This is a genomic window from Candidatus Thiodiazotropha sp. AKAK2 (assembly GCF_058244685.1).
The window spans coordinates 62,376-77,877 of sequence record NZ_JBSYOP010000036.1 but is presented as its reverse complement, the minus strand read 5'-3'; the positions used below and the strand labels follow the sequence as shown (position 1 = coordinate 77,877).

Here is a 15,502-nt window from a genome sequence, read left to right as displayed (position 1 = left end):
GAGGTTATCAATGCGGGTGTTCAGATATTTTGACGTGCGTTAGCTTATGAGTGGATTTTTTTTTAGGGAAAATTGTGTAATGACTTCAGGAACTCTGGTTCGTCAAACAATCATGTGGATTTTGAGTGATAATATATGGCTGGCATAACAAGAAAGCAGGTATTTTCACTCCCTAAACCTGATTTCATCTGCAAAGGTTTATCCGAGGAAGCGCTTCTTGAGTATGAGCAGGCACTCATTCGAGTGCTCTTCACCTTCTGCGTGGTTGTCTACTTCCTGATCCACAAATTTATCTACGCTGAACCTGGGTTGTTCAATACGGCTTTCTATCTGGCGGCCATCTACCTGTTGTTCTCGGTGGGCGTCGTATTCTCATTTGTTTTCTATAAAGAAGAATCGAAAATGAGGAAATCGATCACCATGCTGGGTGATCATGGTGCAACCTGTTTGGCCATGTTCCGGGCGGGGGAAGCCGGTGCGCCGCTATTCACAGTCATACTCTGGATCACCGTAGGGTATGGTGCCCGATACGGTATGAAGTACCTCTACCTGGGAATGCTGTTCTCCGTTTTGGGGCTGTTCATACTGATCAATACGAGTGAATTCTGGTTGCAACATCCCATTATCGGATACGGGATGATTGTTACGAATATCATTATTTCAGGCTTCGTATCCCGCCTGTTAATGCAGTTGTCGGACGCAAAGGCAAAAGCGGAACAGGCTGATGAGGCTAAAGGACGCTTTCTTGCGAACATGAGTCATGAGATGAGAACCCCGCTGTCAGGCATCATCGGGATCTCAAATTTACTGCAAAAAGAGAAACTCCCGAAAAGTGCCAGTGCGTCAGTCATGACGATCAATCAATCCGCCAACCATCTGTTACAACTGATCGATGATATCCTCAATTTCTCCAGAATAGAGTCGGGAATTCTTCATGTAAACAAAGCACCCTTCGACGTATATGAAGCGATTCACACTGTCAGTGATACCTTGATGCCGGTGGCCAAGGACAAGGGGCTCGGTTTTCATGTATTTATCTCAACCGATGTGCCGGTCAATCTGATTGGTGATGCCAACCGGCTGAAACAGATATTGATCAATCTTTGTGGCAATGCGATCAAGTTTACAAAGCATGGCTATGTGGAGATCAAAGTCAACGCGCTCTCTGTGGATCAAAAGGAAGCTATCCTGAGGTTTGAGATCATCGATACAGGAATTGGCATACCCAGTAAGGCATTGCCTCATGTGTTTGATCGGTTCAATCAGGTCGATGATTCCATCACCCGCCAGTACGGTGGCTCCGGTCTTGGCACGACGATTTCCAAAGAGCTGGTTGAGCTGATGAGTGGGCAGATTCATGTGCAAAGTGATTTTGGTAAAGGTAGCCGTTTCTATTTCGATATTCCGCTGCCTGTCGTGGATACTCCGGTCAATCAGGAGTTCTCCGACATAAAGTGTTTGATCTATACGGAAAACAAATCTCTGACAAAGCGAATCGAATATTTCACATCACGTTGGGGTATGAATGTGTTGTCCACATCGGACTTGCACAACATCTGTCCGCTACTGGTTGAGAATGAGGGTGATAGCAGTGGATTGCCAATTCTGCTTGTGGATGGCTTATCGGTCGAAGGTGAGCTTGGGGAATTTCTGAAATATGTCAGGTTTGGCGTATCGCAGGATGTGGATATCGTGCTGGTCGATCTTCAGGAGCAGAGGTCTAACTATGAGGATGTGGTCACGTCGATCGTAACGGATCTCACTACACCAAGACAGCTCTTCAATGCACTTCATGCGGTCAACAGGAAAGTGGAGTTTCCGTCAGGCATCATAGATATCAGCGAAGCCAAAAAGGAGCACTTCAAAAAACTCAATGTGCTGATAGCCGAAGATTCCCGTGTCAACAGAATGATACTGGAGGAGATGCTGAAAGCTCACCAAATGAATGTGATTTCCGCCGGGGATGGGGATGAAGCGCTCGATTTGTTCGAACACCACGACTTTGATCTGGCTATCGTAGACATGCAGATGCCGAATGTCGGCGGGTTGGATGTGATCAGAGAATACAACACCATTTACGGTTTGTTCAATAAGATCCCATTCATTGTGCTGACTGCCAACGTGACTGCAAATGCCCGTAAAGAGTGTGAGCGTGCCGGTGCTGCAGCGTATATGAAGAAGCCTATTGACGAAAGTGAACTGCTGAAAGTGATTTACCAGTACACCGGAGCCGAGGCCGATAAGGTTGCTGACAAGTTCTTCACTTCGACTGGTAACAGCGATAGTCGCTATTTCGATGAATCAGATGACGGAATATTGAACAGTCAGGTAGTTGAAAAGTTAAAACGCCTTGGATCAAAAGAGGGTGTGTTTGAAGGATTCATCCACAGTTATCTAGGTGACCTGAACACTTCACTGAAACACATACAACAAGCGATTGACGATAACGATTATGATCGCTATCACGATGAGTCTCACGCAATCAAGGGGGCTTCTGCAAACATTGGTGCGAATGAAGTCTTCTCAATCGCCAAAAAAACCAATGACGACTCTAAAAAGGAGTTTGATCAATTCGGAAAAGACCGCTATCAGGAACTGGTAAATGCCACATCGAGAGTGGAGAGGGCACTCAGAGAAGTACTGCAAAAGCACACTTCCTCTGATCCCGAGAGCATTCTAAAGCAGTAATTTATCGCACATCGATTATTCGGTAGAATGGCCCGTTTTTCGCCCCTCCCCTTAGGGGAAATCTCCGGTCGGCTAGAAAATTAGCTGCAAAGTTAGGAATTTATCGCAATGGCTGATAGCAATTTATCCAATGAAATCAACAAGAGACGTACGTTTGCTATCATTTCGCATCCGGATGCTGGTAAGACCACGCTAACTGAAAAACTGCTGCTTTTCGGTGGTGCCATTCAGATGGCCGGTACGGTAAAAGGCCGCAAGGCTGCCCGCCATGCCACCTCCGACTGGATGGAGATGGAGAAAGAGCGTGGTATCTCGGTCACCTCATCGGTGATGCAGTTTCCCTTCGGTGATGAGATTGTCAATCTACTCGATACCCCAGGTCATGAGGATTTCTCAGAGGACACCTATCGCACCCTGACTGCGGTGGATTCCGCTCTGATGGTGATCGACGTGGCGAAAGGCGTGGAAGCACGCACCATCAAGCTGATGGAGGTCTGCCGACTGCGCGACACACCGATTCTGACCTTCGTCAACAAACTCGACCGTGAGGGACGCGATCCACTGGAGATTCTCGATGAAATCGAAGAGGTACTGAAGATCAAATGCGCCCCGGTCTCCTGGCCGATAGGGATGGGAAAGCGTCTGAAGGGGGTCTATGACCTGCGTACGGATACCACTCACCTGTTCAGTGCCACCCATGGGGGCAAGATTCAGGTTGGTGAGGTGATTCAGGGTATCGACAGTCCCAAGCTGGATGAACTGATCGGCAACCAGGCTGAGGAACTGCGTGAAGAGATCGAGCTGGTGCGCGGGGCAAGCCATGAGCTCGATCTGGAAGCCTACGCCAAGGGTGAGCTGACGCCGGTGTTTTTTGGCTCTGCTATCAACAACTTCGGGGTCAGAGAGCTGCTTGAGGCTTTTGTCGAGTACGCGCCGGGCCCGTTGTCCCGCAATACTCAACAACGCCTGGTTGAACCGATGGAGAAAAAATTCAGCGGCTTTGTGTTTAAGATCCAGGCCAATATGGACCCTCAGCACCGTGACAGGGTTGCCTTTCTGCGGGTCTGCTCAGGTTCTTACCGCAAAGGTATGAAGATGCGTCATGTGCGACTCGGCAAGAGTGTTCAGATCAGTAATGCGATCACCTTTCAGGCCGATGAGCGGCGCCATGTGGAGGAGGCCTGGCCGGGCGATATCATCGGCCTGCATAACCATGGGACCATCCAGATCGGCGATACCTTTACCGAGGGCGAAGAGCTGAAATATGAAGGTATTCCCTACTTCGCACCGGAACTCTTTCGTCGGGTGGTGTTGAAGGATCCGCTCAAACAGAAGGCCCTGCTGAAAGGCGTGTTGCAACTCTGTGAGGAGGGGGCGACTCAGGTTTTCCGTCCGCTGAAAAACAACGACCTGATCCTTGGCGCGGTGGGCGTGCTGCAGTTCGATGTGGCGGTAGAGCGGCTCAAGCATGAGTACAAGGTCGAAGCGATTGTCGAGCCGGTTAATGTGGCCACCACCCGATGGATCGAATGTGACGATGAAAAGATGCTCGATCAGTTCAAGCAGAAGAACCACGACAACCTGGCGTTGGATGGGGATGAGCAGCTGGTCTATCTGGCGCCCACCCGGATTAATCTGGATCTGGCCACAGAGCGCTGGCCAGAGGTGAAATTCATGTCCACCCGGGAGCTTTGATTTCTGATTGAAAGGTTCGCAAATGAACGCGAATAAGCGCAAATAGGATTGTTGAAATCAATCTGCTCCCTATAACGGTTTTTGACGGGATGACGAGCTCTATTGCTGGGTTTTGAAGCGGGTAGTTTGCACTGTTTTTGCGGTGCTTGGGGCGCAATTGCGGGTGTTAAATTCCAGGATCGAATCGTGGGTTAGATGCATTGAAAATCGATTCGACTACACCATACTTATAGTAGAGGGCGTATATTTCTCGTCTTTGAGAGAGGAGGTAGTCAATGTTTCTAATGCAGAAAAACAGTGAAAGAATGGTTGAAGTGCTTAGCCTGACTGACCTGTTCAACCCCAACCACAGCGAAATCGTTGGACGTTTCCATGCCGGTGAAGAGATGCAGGACGCCGAGAAGTTTATAAAAGCACAGATGCAGTTTCCATCCGGTGAACCTCTGCCTCAGTGTTGGCTGGATTCGGGTTACCGGCATCATTAGAGGGAATGATCCGGGATTTCAGGTTGGCTGACCGTGCCGTCAACAGGCAACTCTGGGGTTGTCTGAAGGGGGTTTGTTTGCGCAGGCTGCCGTGTGAAGTCCTATAGGCCTTAAAAGATGCTGCGCCATCCTGGTGCGGTAGGCTGAATGAATTGACTCATCTGATTCAAAATAGTGCGCACAACCAACATGCGTCAGTTAGGTTGCGCGCCAGTCTGCTCCATTTGATCGCAATGCCCCATTCTGTTTGACTCTAACAATTAGATTATTCAGCAATATTTTACGTTGCACCCGGTTTGTCCGGTGTCGCAAAATCTTACTTTAGGATCGCCACAGGCGGGCTCTGATGCCACAGCCGGCTGAGCGCAATCACTATGATCGTCCGGTCTACCGGGTCTTGGGGCGGTTTGGTTGTATGGATTATAGAGTAGGACTGTTTTTTGCTTTAGTGTTAAACGATAGCGAAAAACAACACGGAGCGATCTGATGCTTGAGAATACATTGACAGTCATTCTTGCGGGAGGCCATGGTTCCCGACTGAAACCACTGACCCTGGAGAGAACCAAACCGGCGGTGCCATTCGGCGGTCAATATCGGATCATCGATTTTCCCCTGGTGAACTGTCTACATTCAGGTCTTAGACGGGTGTTGGTATTGACCCAGTATAAATCCCACTCTTTACAGAAGCATCTCAGGGATGGGTGGTCCCTGTTCAATCCGGAACTGAGTGAGTACATCACGGCGGTACCCCCGCAGATGAGAACCGGTGAAAGCTGGTATGGCGGAACGGCGGATGCGGTCTATCAGAATCTCTATATGCTGAAACGAAGCGGGGCTAAACGGGTGCTGATTCTCTCCGGCGACCATATCTACCGTATGGACTATGCGCCACTGTTGGCGTTTCATGAAGAGCACAGTTCCGGTGTGACCCTGGCGAGTATGGAAGTGCCGCTCAGCGAGGCGGGACAGTTCGGGGTGATGGGTGTGGATGAGCGGGGCAGGGTCACCTCATTCGAAGAGAAGCCTGAAAACCCTAAACCCTATAAGCCGGGTGATAGCAATGCACTCGTCTCAATGGGGATCTATGTATTCTCCTTGGACCGTTTGATTTCGATCCTTGAGGAGGATCATCTGCAGCAGGACTCTGGGCACGATTTCGGTTTCGATATTCTGCCGAAACTGTTTGCTGAGGGTAGGATCTATGCCTATCGCTTCGGCGGCAAGGAGGGACGTGTCAGCCGGGACCGCTATTGGCGCGATGTGGGTACCCTGGACAGCTACTATGAGGCGAACATGCAACTGCTCGACCCTCAGCCTTCCCTGGATCTCTATCAGCCTGAGTGGCCGATCAGAACCCACCATTCACAATACCCTCCAGCGCGTACGGTACCCGGTATCTCCGGCAGCGAAGGGATTTTCATCAATTCGATCGTTGCCAATGGGGTATTGATTGTTGGTGGGAGCGTGCAGCACTCGATTCTGTTTCCCAATGTACGCATCGGAGATGAAGCGGTGATTCACAACTCGATCCTGTTTGAAGGGGTAGAGGTTGGTGATGGAGCGGAATTGGATAACTGCATTGTCGACAAGGGGGTTGTCATTCCACCGGGTGAGCGCATCGGCTTTGACAAGAGTCAGGATGCCGAGCGCTTCTCCATCTCCGATAAAGGCATTGTGGTGGTGCCGAAAGGCTATCGGTTTTAACTTTTGACACTCACCATCAGCGCGGGAAGAAATCCCGAAAATAGTAGAGTATCGCCGCCCGCTTCCACTCACCCTGGAAGGGGACGATCTCTCCCGCTGGTGATCCATTGATCCAGACCGTGCCATTCTGCTCGATCAGCCCCACCTGGTCACCGGAACGCCAGACCTCTCCATTCGATTCCAGGCTGCCGACCTGGTTGCCGTCGAACCAGACATCACCGTTTGGCTCGATGGATCCACGTTCATTGCTTTCGATCCAGATCTTACCGTTATGGGTGATATCCGCCACATCATAGGCATCGATCCAGATACTGCCATCGCTTTCACTCTCAGCGGTAACCGATCCATTGAGCCAGTACTTTTGTGCGATGGGCCCCAGAAACTCTTTGGTCACTGGGGGGCGTTTCTTGGCTGCGCGGGCAAAATACCTCGCCTGCTCCGCCGCGAGGGGTGCCAGCTCATCGAGCTTGGTACGTGCTGACTCGATACGCTTGAGTTTATCTGCACGTGTCGGGCTGCCTCCACCAAACAGCTCATCAAACACAATCAGGACAGATCCGGCACGCAGTGCATCGTCAAGCCGCATCCTGTTGTTCTGCAACTTCCCATCACCGGCGAATCGATAGGCACCATTCTTATCACCCGGCTTGACGCTGTTGATCATGTCCGCCATGTAGAGCATGGATTCAATCGTGCCCTCATTACGTTGAATCTGTTGTGAAATGGTCTGCTTGATATTGCCCTGGAAGAGTTCGCTCACCCAGCGCCGGACACGATCAGCATCAGATTTCGAAGCCGCTCCTGACTTGAGAGCCGAATCGATGCTTGCCAGGTCACTCTGCAACTGTGTGGTCTGCAGTCCTTTCATCTGCCTGGCCCAAGTTCTTGCCTGTTCAGCTGTGGCGCTATCTGGCAACTTGGGTAGATGGTTGCGTTGATATTTCGTCATCAGGGGATCAAGATCGACAGGCTCAACCGCCGGGGCAGGTTGTGCTCTGACGGTTGGCGGTTTGCTCGCAGGTGGTGATTTATTAGCAGGATGAGATTTACCTGCAGGTGGCGTCTGAGCGGCCTCAGCCTGTTGCCGTTGTGCATTCCAATCATTGGCAATTTCAACCATGCTGGCTTGCAGCGTGCCCCACTGTTTCACGGCATTGGTATACTCGGGCAGGGATTTGGATTGGGTGGTCTCGAGATGCTTGGCGGCTTTATTGAGCTTGGCACTGAGTCGATTGTAGCTTGGCACATCCCCTGGACGCAGGCGATCCAGCCCTTGTTCAACCTGTTTGAGTGTGCGTGTGGCCAGGTTCAGATCGGCATCCATGGCCTGTGCTTGTGCAGACAATACGGTAAGCAGAATCAGACACAGTCCGGCAATGAATCCTCGAATGGCGCTCATTGTATAACGCATATTCCTGCCTCCTTGTTTTATGCTTAGACTACTCATTTTAGGCCAAATATCATCGGTTATAGGCAGAACGTGTCTTGATATTTTCTGATCAGAATAGACCTGCTTGTTGCATGTTATGGTGACATCTACGAATCATTGTTGCCGCGCCATTCATACCATACGGGCTACCTGAGCGGTTCCGGTTGAGCTGGTGACAGCCTGTCCGATGCCCGGGCCCCGACATGCACCGGGATGATGACACTCGGGCAATCAACGCGTTGCGATCCGCAGATAAGTGAATCCACTGATCCAATTTGCGCTTATTCCCAGTCAATGGAGAACTGAAAAAGCTTAAACCTCAACCAGTGTGCGCCCGAAAATTTCGCCGGAGAGCATTCGTTCGAAGGTATCGGGTAACTGCTCCAGGTTGATTTTCTGTTGCACGATATCATCCAGGTGTCTGGGTTTCAGGTCGGTCGCCAGGCGCTGCCATATCTCAGTGCGGAGCGGGTATGGACAGCCTGCGGAATCGATACCCAGCAGACTCACACCCCTGAGGATGAAGGGCATCACCGTGGTATTCAGTTGATGGCCGCCGGCCAGGCCGATCGAGGCAATATTACCCCAGGGTCTGATCTTGCAGGCTATGCTGGAGAGCATGGCGCCTCCGACATTGTCCACGGCACCGCCCCAGTGTGCCCGCTCAAGGGCGTGATGGGCGGGGGGGATCTTGTCCCGGCCCAGCACCTCCTGGGCACCCAGGTGTTCCAGATAACCCTGTTGTTCCTGCTTGCCGGTGACCGCATGAACTTCAAAGCCCTCACCGTCGAAGATATTCACTGCAATACTGCCAACCCCGCCGGTTGCACCAGTGATCAGAATAGGGCCCATGTCAGGCTGTTGGCCATTGACCTCCATCCGGTGCAGTGCCAGAGCGGCCGTGAAGCCTGCAGTACCCAACGCCATCGATTGATCCAGGGTGAGGCCTTCCGGTAGAGGGATCACCCAATCTGCCGGTACTCTGAGATACTCGGCATAACCACCATCTGCAGTGGCGGACATTTCGTAACCGGTGACGACGACCTGATCCCCCTCTTTGAATCGCCGGTCATTACTCTCTGCCACTTCACCGGCGGCATCGATTCCGCCGGTCAGCGGGAAGTGTCTGAGGATCTTGCCTTTGCCGGTGCCTGCCAGGGCATCCTTATAGTTGATGCTGGAGTAGCGTACTCTGATCAACACCTCGCCTTTTTCCGGCGAATCCAGTGATAGTTCTTCGATACCGGCAGAGTGCTCTGAGTTTTTAAAGTTTATCCGGAACGCTCTATATGAGTTCATGATGACTACTCCGTAACAACTGGTATTTTCCCAATCCTGTCCCGCCACTCGGCAGGGCCTGTCTGGTGAACGGAAATCCCTTGGCTGTCGACCGCAACGGTTACCGGGAAATCCACCACTTCAAACTCCCGGATCGCCTCCATGCCCAGGTCTTCGAAGGCAAGCACCTTTGAACTGCGGATTGCTTTGGAAACCAAATAGGCGGCACCGCCGACGGCCATCAAATAGACCGCTTTATGTTTTTTAATCGCTTCCAACGCCGTGGGGCCACGTTCAGCTTTGCCGACCATACCAAGCAGTCCCGCCTGGCCAAGCATGGTTTCACTGAATTTGTCCATGCGGGTTGCTGTGGTTGGGCCGGCCGGTCCGACCACCTCATCACGCACCGGATCCACCGGCCCTACGTAGTAGATAAAACGATTGGTGAAGTCCACATTGTTTGGAAGCGCCTCCCCCTTTTCAAGCAGCTCGGTAATCCTTTTGTGGGCGGCATCGCGTCCGGTCAGCAGCTTGCCGTTCAACAGGATCAATTCACCCGGCTTCCAGCTGGCGATCTCCTCTCTGCTGACCTCATCCAGATTGACCCGTCGTGCTTCGGGTGAGGCCTCCCAGGTAACCGCTGGCCAGTCATTGGCCTGGGGTGGGGTGAGTTGGGCAGGACCGCTGCCGTCGAGGGTAAACTCCACATGCCGGGTTGCGGCGCAGTTGGGAATCATTGCCACCGGCAGCGATGCGGCATGGGTTGGAAAATCACTGATCTTTACATCCAGAACAGTGGTCAGTCCGCCAAGCCCCTGTGCCCCGATACCCAGGGCGTTGACTTTCTCGAACAGCTCCAGGCGCAGTTCATCCTTACGGTTCTGCGGCCCTCGGGCAACCAGCTCATGAATATCGATGGGTTCCATCAGGGCCTCTTTGGCCAGCAGCATGGCTTTTTCGGCACTGCCGCCGACGCCAATACCCAGCATGCCCGGGGGACACCATCCGGCACCCATTTTCGGCAGCTCCTCAATCACCCAGTCCACCAGGGAGCCGGAAGGATTAAGGACTTTGAAGCGGGATTTGTTTTCCGAACCACCCCCTTTGGCGGCGATCTTAATCTCCACTTTATTGCCCCGTACCAATTCAGTGTGGACAATGGCAGGCGTGTTGTCACCGGTATTCTTGCGTGCACCGAGAGGGTCATTGACCATGGAAAATCTGAGTACGTTGTCAGGATGGGCGTAGCCGTGGCGCACCCCTTCATTGACCATCTCAGTAACACTCATGCTGCTGTCCCAGCTGACATCCATGCCGATTTTCAGAAACACCACCACCATGCCGGTATCCTGACAGACCGGCCGACGTCCTTCAGCGCACATCCGGGAGTTGACCAGTATCTGGGCCATGGCGTCCTTGGCCGCCGGGCTCTGCTCCTTTTCCCAGGCTTCACCCATAGCCTTGAGAAAATCGGCAGGGTGGTAGTAAGAGATGAACTGAATGGCGTCTGCAACGCTTTGGATGAAATCATCCTGGCGAATTTGTGTCATGGTCTATCCTGTCTTAACCGACTATCGGTAAGAAATATTGTAGTTTTGTTTCTAGGACCTGTTAACACTCACCCAATTCGCCCTACTGGGGCTGTTATTGTCTCCAGCAAGGTAGAATGAGTGTGGTGTTGTTATTCTACATAAGCGAATGATAGCCCCGCTAGGCGTTGCTTGTCGCTCATTTGAAACAATCAAACCTCTCTCCTTGCGCCTTGATTGGTACTTTTTTCAGGCACAACAGGGCGTATTGGATGAGTGTTAGCAGTCCCTAATTCTTGTGCAGTGTTGGATGAAATCAGCAAAATAGGGGGAGTTCATCAACCCTGCTGTAACTCGTGCTATGGGGTTCTGTGAGTATTTCATGGACCGGTGATCGCTGTAAGGCGTGCCTGGAGTAAACGACCATCTGGTTGATGGTCATTTTATCAACCCGGTGAGTGCCAGAACCTGTTAACAGGTCCTGGCGCCTATTCGAAAACCGCTTCGATTGAGTTTGTTGTCGGTTTAAATCTCCAATAGCAAGCGACTCGGATCTTCAAGCAGTTGCTTTATGGTCACCAGAAACTGTACCGCATCCCGCCCATCTATGATTCGATGATCATAGGAGAGGGCCAGATACATCATCGGTCGGATGACGATCTCTCCTTTCTCAACCACCGCTCGCTGCTGAATTGAATGCATGCCGAGTATGGCGCTCTGGGGCGGATTGAGAATCGGGGTTGAGAGCATCGATCCGAACACACCGCCATTGGTGATGGAGAAGGTGCCTCCGGTGAGGTCATCGTAGCTCAGGGTACCCTGCTTGGCTTTTTCACCATACTCCCTGATGCGTTGTTCGATGGCGGCAAAGCTGAGTTGATCCGCATCACGCAGGATCGGTACCACCAGCCCCCGTGGTGAGGAAACCGCAATGCCGATATCGAAATAGCCATGATAGAGAATGTCGTCTCCATCCATGGTGGCATTGACGATGGGAAACTGCTTCAGAGCTTCAACTGCAGCCTTGACGAAAAATGACATGAAGCCGAGACGCACATCGTGTTTTTTCTCAAAACTCTCCCGGTAGGTAACCCGCAGATTGGAGACCGCCTGCAGATTGACTTCATTGAATGTGGTGAGTATGGCTGCGGTATGCTGAGCTTCCACCAGACGTTCAGCCACACGCTTGCGCAGACGTGTCATCGGAACCCGCTCTTCGATGCGTCCCTCAGAGGCTGCCTGGGCGGTTGGAGTCGCAGGTTGGGCGGCAGTCTGAGTCGGTTGGGCCGCAATCGCCGCTTCCACATCGGCTTTTACGATACGGCCGTTTTTACCGCTGCCTTTGATGGTAGCGGGATCGATGCCGCTTTCTTTCACCAAACGCCTTACCGCAGGTGATAACACCGGTGCCTCATCAGCGGCAGCCGCTGCACTCTCCACAGGCATGGATGAGGCAGCTGCGGGGCTGGCGGCTGCTTTGCCTGCTTCCATCAAAGCCAATACGTCTTCAGCCTGGACCGTCTCACCCACTTTGAATCGGATCTCTTTCAGTACCCCGTCCTGAGGCGCCGGTACTTCGAGTACCACTTTGTCGGTTTCGAGGTCGACCAGTGTTTCATCCTGGGTCACCGATTCGCCGGGCTGCTTGTGCCAGCTCAGTATGGTGGCGTCGGAGACAGACTCGGGAAGTTGTGGAACACGTAGTTCAATGCTCATTGTTGATATGCCTGATTCCTATAGTTCATTCTGGGGTTAATGCGTCCGGTGAGTGCCTCGTCGATCAAGGTCTCTTGCTGGGCAATGTGAACGGAGCGATAGCCGACTGCCGGTGCTGCAGCTGTGGAGCGCCCCACGTAGTGGAGTTGTCTGTTCTTACTGGTTAACGCGTAGAAACGGTGCTTGATCTGATCCCAGGCACCCTGATTTTGCGGCTCTTCCTGACACCAGATAATCATCTCGGCATTTTTATACTGTTTGATGATTTTATCGAATTCCTTTTGCGGGAATGGATAGAGCTGTTCGATCCGGATGATCGCAACATCCTCAAGACCTCTCGAACGACGGGTCTCGAGCAGCTCGTAATAGACCTTGCCGGTGCAGAGGACAACCCGATTCACCTTCTTCGGGTCGATCTCATCGATCTCATCGATGACATTCTCAAACCTACCTTCGAGGAGCGACTGTTTGGATGAGGTCGCCAGACGATGGCGCAACAGACTTTTGGGTGTCAGTACCACCAGTGGGTGACGGTAAGGGCGAACGAGCTGCCGGCGTAACAGATGAAAGATCTGCGAGGCGTTGGTTGGGCAGCAGACCTGAATGTTATGATTGGCGCAGAGCCGTAGAAAACGTTCTGGCCTGGCTGAGGAGTGTTCCGCACCCTGTCCCTCATAACCATGAGGCAGCAGCATCACGAGGCCGCACAGCAGCCCCCATTTTTCACCGCCCGAAGTGATGAACTGATCGATCACCACCTGAGCTCCATTGGCAAAGTCTCCGAACTGGGCTTCCCAGATGGTTAGTGAGTTAGGATCGGCAGTTGCATAACCATACTCGTAACCGAGGACGGCCTCTTCCGACAGCAGGGAATCGATGACCAGGAAATCTGCCTGATCCTGACTCAGATGCTGCAGTGGTATCAGCGCTTCACCATTGGTTTGATTATGCAGTACCGCATGACGGTGGAAAAAGGTGCCTCGACCTGAATCCTGACCGGACAGGCGTATCGGTACACCTTTCGCCAATAACGATGCGTAGGCCATATTCTCAGCGAAACCCCAATCGATCAGTTGGTCTCCGCTCGCCATACGACGTCGTTCGGTCCAGATTTTTTCCACTCTGGGATGGAGCTCGAATCCGCCCGGTACATGTAATAATGACTCTGCCAACTGGGTGAATTCGTCAATTGAGATGGCCGTGTCGCAAGGGTGTTCCCACTCGATGCCACGAAAGTTGTTCCAACGTACCGCGTAGGGGTGGCGCAATGCGCAGGTAACCGGACGGGCTTCAACGATGCCGGCTTCAAGTGATTCACGGTAATTGTTGACCAGGTCCCGGGCTTCCTGAGGGCTGATTGCCGACTCTTGCACAAGCTTGTCCGCATACAGGGTTCGGATGGTTGGATGGTTGCGGATCTTGCTGTACATCTCTGGTTGGGTAACCGCAGGTTCATCCGCCTCATTGTGTCCCAGCCGGCGGTAGCAAATCATATCGATCACCACATCCTTACGGAAGCGCATGCGAAAATCGAGTGCCAGCCGAGTGATGTACATGACCGCCTCAGGATCATCCCCGTTGACATGGAAGATCGGCGCCTGGACCATTTTTGCCACGTCTGTGCAGTAGAGGGTTGATCGGGTGTCGAGGGGGTTGCTGGTGGTAAAACCGATCTGGTTGTTGGTGATGATATGCACCGTGCCACCGGTTGAATAACCGCGGGTCTGGGAGAGATTGAGCGTCTCCATCACCACCCCTTGACCGGCAAAGGCTGAGTCCCCGTGAATCAGTATCGGCAAAACCCTTGATCCGTCGTGATCGCCCCGACGCCGTTGTCGGGCACGCACCGATCCTTCAATCACCGGATTGATGATCTCCAGGTGGGAGGGGTTGAATCCCAGTACAGTATGGACAATGCCCCCTGGTGTATCGATGTCGGTGGAGAATCCCATATGGTATTTCACATCGCCGGCCAGGCGCTGGGGATCCACGGTGACCCGGCCTTCAAACTCATCAAATATCTCTTGTGGCGGTTTACCGAGAATGTTGGTCAGAACATTGATTCTTCCCCGGTGGGCCATACCGATGACCGCTTCATTGATGTCATTCTTACCGGCATGTTGTATTAACTCGTCAAGCAGCGGTATCAGGGTCTCCCCACCTTCCAGCGAAAAACGCTTCTGACCGACATAGCGGGTATGCAGATACTTTTCGATGCCTTCCGCCGCCGTCAGCAGGGTCAGCAGCCAACGCTTCTCTTTGACACTGAACTGCTGAAACAGGTGGCGCTGTTCGATACGTTCCTGGATCCAGCGTTTCTGTTTGGTATCAGTGATATGGCCATACTCTGTGCCGATACTGCCGCAGTAGCTTTTCTTCACCAGCTCGATGATATCCTTTAATGCCATGCGTTCTGGAGCGAACAGCGAGCCGGTGTTATAGATCGTGTTTTGATCGATGATGTCCAGCTTGTGATAGGCCAGGTCGAGATCATCAACAGAAACCATATCTCGAAGTTTCAGAGGATCAAGGTCTGCATTCTGGTGGCCACGCATACGATAACCATTGATATAACGTAGTACTGAAGCCTGCTGTTCGGCAGCGGCTGGGGAGAGGTTCTCCTGTGGTGAGGCGGTGGCTGAACGCTTCTCTTTGACCAAATGCAGAAAGCGCTGCCTGATCGGTTCATGGGCTGTGTCGAGCTTCTCCTGTTGAGGCAACTCGTCAAATTTATGCCGCCAATCGGGCGGAATGCTCTCCGGGTCTTTCAGGTAGGATTCGTAGAGTTCTTCGACAAAAGAGGCATTGCCTCCGGAAAAGGCAGAGGTGGATCTAAGGACATCCAGAGTTTTGCTCATTGTGTGATTGAAACCATTTGGTTGCAGATAACTTATTTTTGGGCAGCTATCAGTAAATGTTAGCACAGGCGGGGCGTGTTACCACCTGCCCAAACTGCTCCAAGATGGCTGGATTTAGAT

The 15,502-nt window shown here is 52.3% G+C and carries 9 protein-coding genes; 4 read left to right on the top strand and 5 right to left on the bottom strand.

All coding sequences use genetic code 11. From position 1 onward, the window contains the following. The first annotated feature begins 135 nt into the window (after window positions 1-135). From AC4IE8_RS18435 to glgC, 4 genes are all read left to right on the top strand, one after another. Window positions 136-2,688 carry an ATP-binding protein gene (locus AC4IE8_RS18435; RefSeq protein WP_068987976.1) on the top strand — a complete coding sequence of 851 codons (2,553 nt, stop codon included), beginning with the start codon at window positions 136-138 and terminating at the stop codon, window positions 2,686-2,688. Window positions 2,689-2,796: 108 nt separating this feature from the next. Next, the gene (locus AC4IE8_RS18430; RefSeq protein ID WP_068987977.1) at window positions 2,797-4,383 is read left to right on the top strand and encodes a peptide chain release factor 3; all 1,587 of its coding nucleotides are present in this window, start codon (window positions 2,797-2,799) and stop codon (window positions 4,381-4,383) included. A 275-nt stretch (window positions 4,384-4,658) separates the two neighbouring features. After that, window positions 4,659-4,868, top strand: coding sequence for an acetyltransferase (locus AC4IE8_RS18425; RefSeq protein ID WP_068987978.1), 210 nt, complete (start codon window positions 4,659-4,661; stop codon window positions 4,866-4,868). A 486-nt stretch (window positions 4,869-5,354) separates the two neighbouring features. Beyond that, complete coding sequence (gene glgC, locus AC4IE8_RS18420; RefSeq protein ID WP_068987979.1) at window positions 5,355-6,572, top strand: glucose-1-phosphate adenylyltransferase; 1,218 nt, start codon at window positions 5,355-5,357, stop codon at window positions 6,570-6,572. A gap of 16 nt (window positions 6,573-6,588) precedes the next feature. On the opposite strand, the gene AC4IE8_RS18415 is transcribed toward glgC, so the two are convergent. The 5 genes from AC4IE8_RS18415 to AC4IE8_RS18395 all read right to left on the bottom strand — a co-directional run bounded on the left by AC4IE8_RS18415 (window position 6,589) and on the right by AC4IE8_RS18395 (window position 15,382). Beyond that, a complete protein-coding gene (locus AC4IE8_RS18415) occupies window positions 6,589-7,983 on the bottom strand; it encodes a hypothetical protein (protein ID WP_490791674.1) in 1,395 nt (464 codons plus the stop codon). Window positions 7,984-8,313: 330 nt separating this feature from the next. Further along, window positions 8,314-9,300 (bottom strand): oxidoreductase, encoded by a 987-nt coding sequence (locus tag AC4IE8_RS18410; RefSeq protein WP_068987981.1) that lies wholly within the window; start codon window positions 9,298-9,300, stop codon window positions 8,314-8,316. Between the two features lie 5 nt (window positions 9,301-9,305). Next, window positions 9,306-10,829 carry a fumarate hydratase gene (locus AC4IE8_RS18405; RefSeq protein ID WP_490791673.1) on the bottom strand — a complete coding sequence of 508 codons (1,524 nt, stop codon included), beginning with the start codon at window positions 10,827-10,829 and terminating at the stop codon, window positions 9,306-9,308. Window positions 10,830-11,333: 504 nt separating this feature from the next. Continuing rightward, window positions 11,334-12,524 carry a 2-oxoglutarate dehydrogenase complex dihydrolipoyllysine-residue succinyltransferase gene (gene odhB / locus AC4IE8_RS18400; RefSeq protein WP_068987983.1) on the bottom strand — a complete coding sequence of 397 codons (1,191 nt, stop codon included), beginning with the start codon at window positions 12,522-12,524 and terminating at the stop codon, window positions 11,334-11,336. After that, complete coding sequence (locus AC4IE8_RS18395; RefSeq protein WP_490791672.1) at window positions 12,521-15,382, bottom strand: 2-oxoglutarate dehydrogenase E1 component; 2,862 nt, start codon at window positions 15,380-15,382, stop codon at window positions 12,521-12,523. Before AC4IE8_RS18395 ends, odhB begins: the two co-directional genes overlap by 4 nt. Window positions 15,383-15,502: the final 120 nt, after the last annotated feature.

Bases quoted from the DNA above. Each gene is read 5' to 3' on its own strand.
- AC4IE8_RS18435 (WP_068987976.1), top strand. From the start codon at position 136: ATGGCTGGCATAACAAGAAAGCAGGTATTTTCACTCCCTAAACCTGAT.
- AC4IE8_RS18430 (WP_068987977.1), top strand. From the start codon at position 2,797: ATGGCTGATAGCAATTTATCCAATGAAATCAACAAGAGACGTACGTTT.
- AC4IE8_RS18425 (WP_068987978.1), top strand. From the start codon at position 4,659: ATGTTTCTAATGCAGAAAAACAGTGAAAGAATGGTTGAAGTGCTTAGC.
- glgC (WP_068987979.1), top strand. From the start codon at position 5,355: ATGCTTGAGAATACATTGACAGTCATTCTTGCGGGAGGCCATGGTTCC.
- AC4IE8_RS18415 (WP_490791674.1), bottom strand. From the start codon at position 7,983: ATGCGTTATACAATGAGCGCCATTCGAGGATTCATTGCCGGACTGTGT.
- AC4IE8_RS18410 (WP_068987981.1), bottom strand. From the start codon at position 9,300: ATGAACTCATATAGAGCGTTCCGGATAAACTTTAAAAACTCAGAGCAC.
- AC4IE8_RS18405 (WP_490791673.1), bottom strand. From the start codon at position 10,829: ATGACACAAATTCGCCAGGATGATTTCATCCAAAGCGTTGCAGACGCC.
- odhB (WP_068987983.1), bottom strand. From the start codon at position 12,524: ATGAGCATTGAACTACGTGTTCCACAACTTCCCGAGTCTGTCTCCGAC.
- AC4IE8_RS18395 (WP_490791672.1), bottom strand. From the start codon at position 15,382: ATGAGCAAAACTCTGGATGTCCTTAGATCCACCTCTGCCTTTTCCGGA.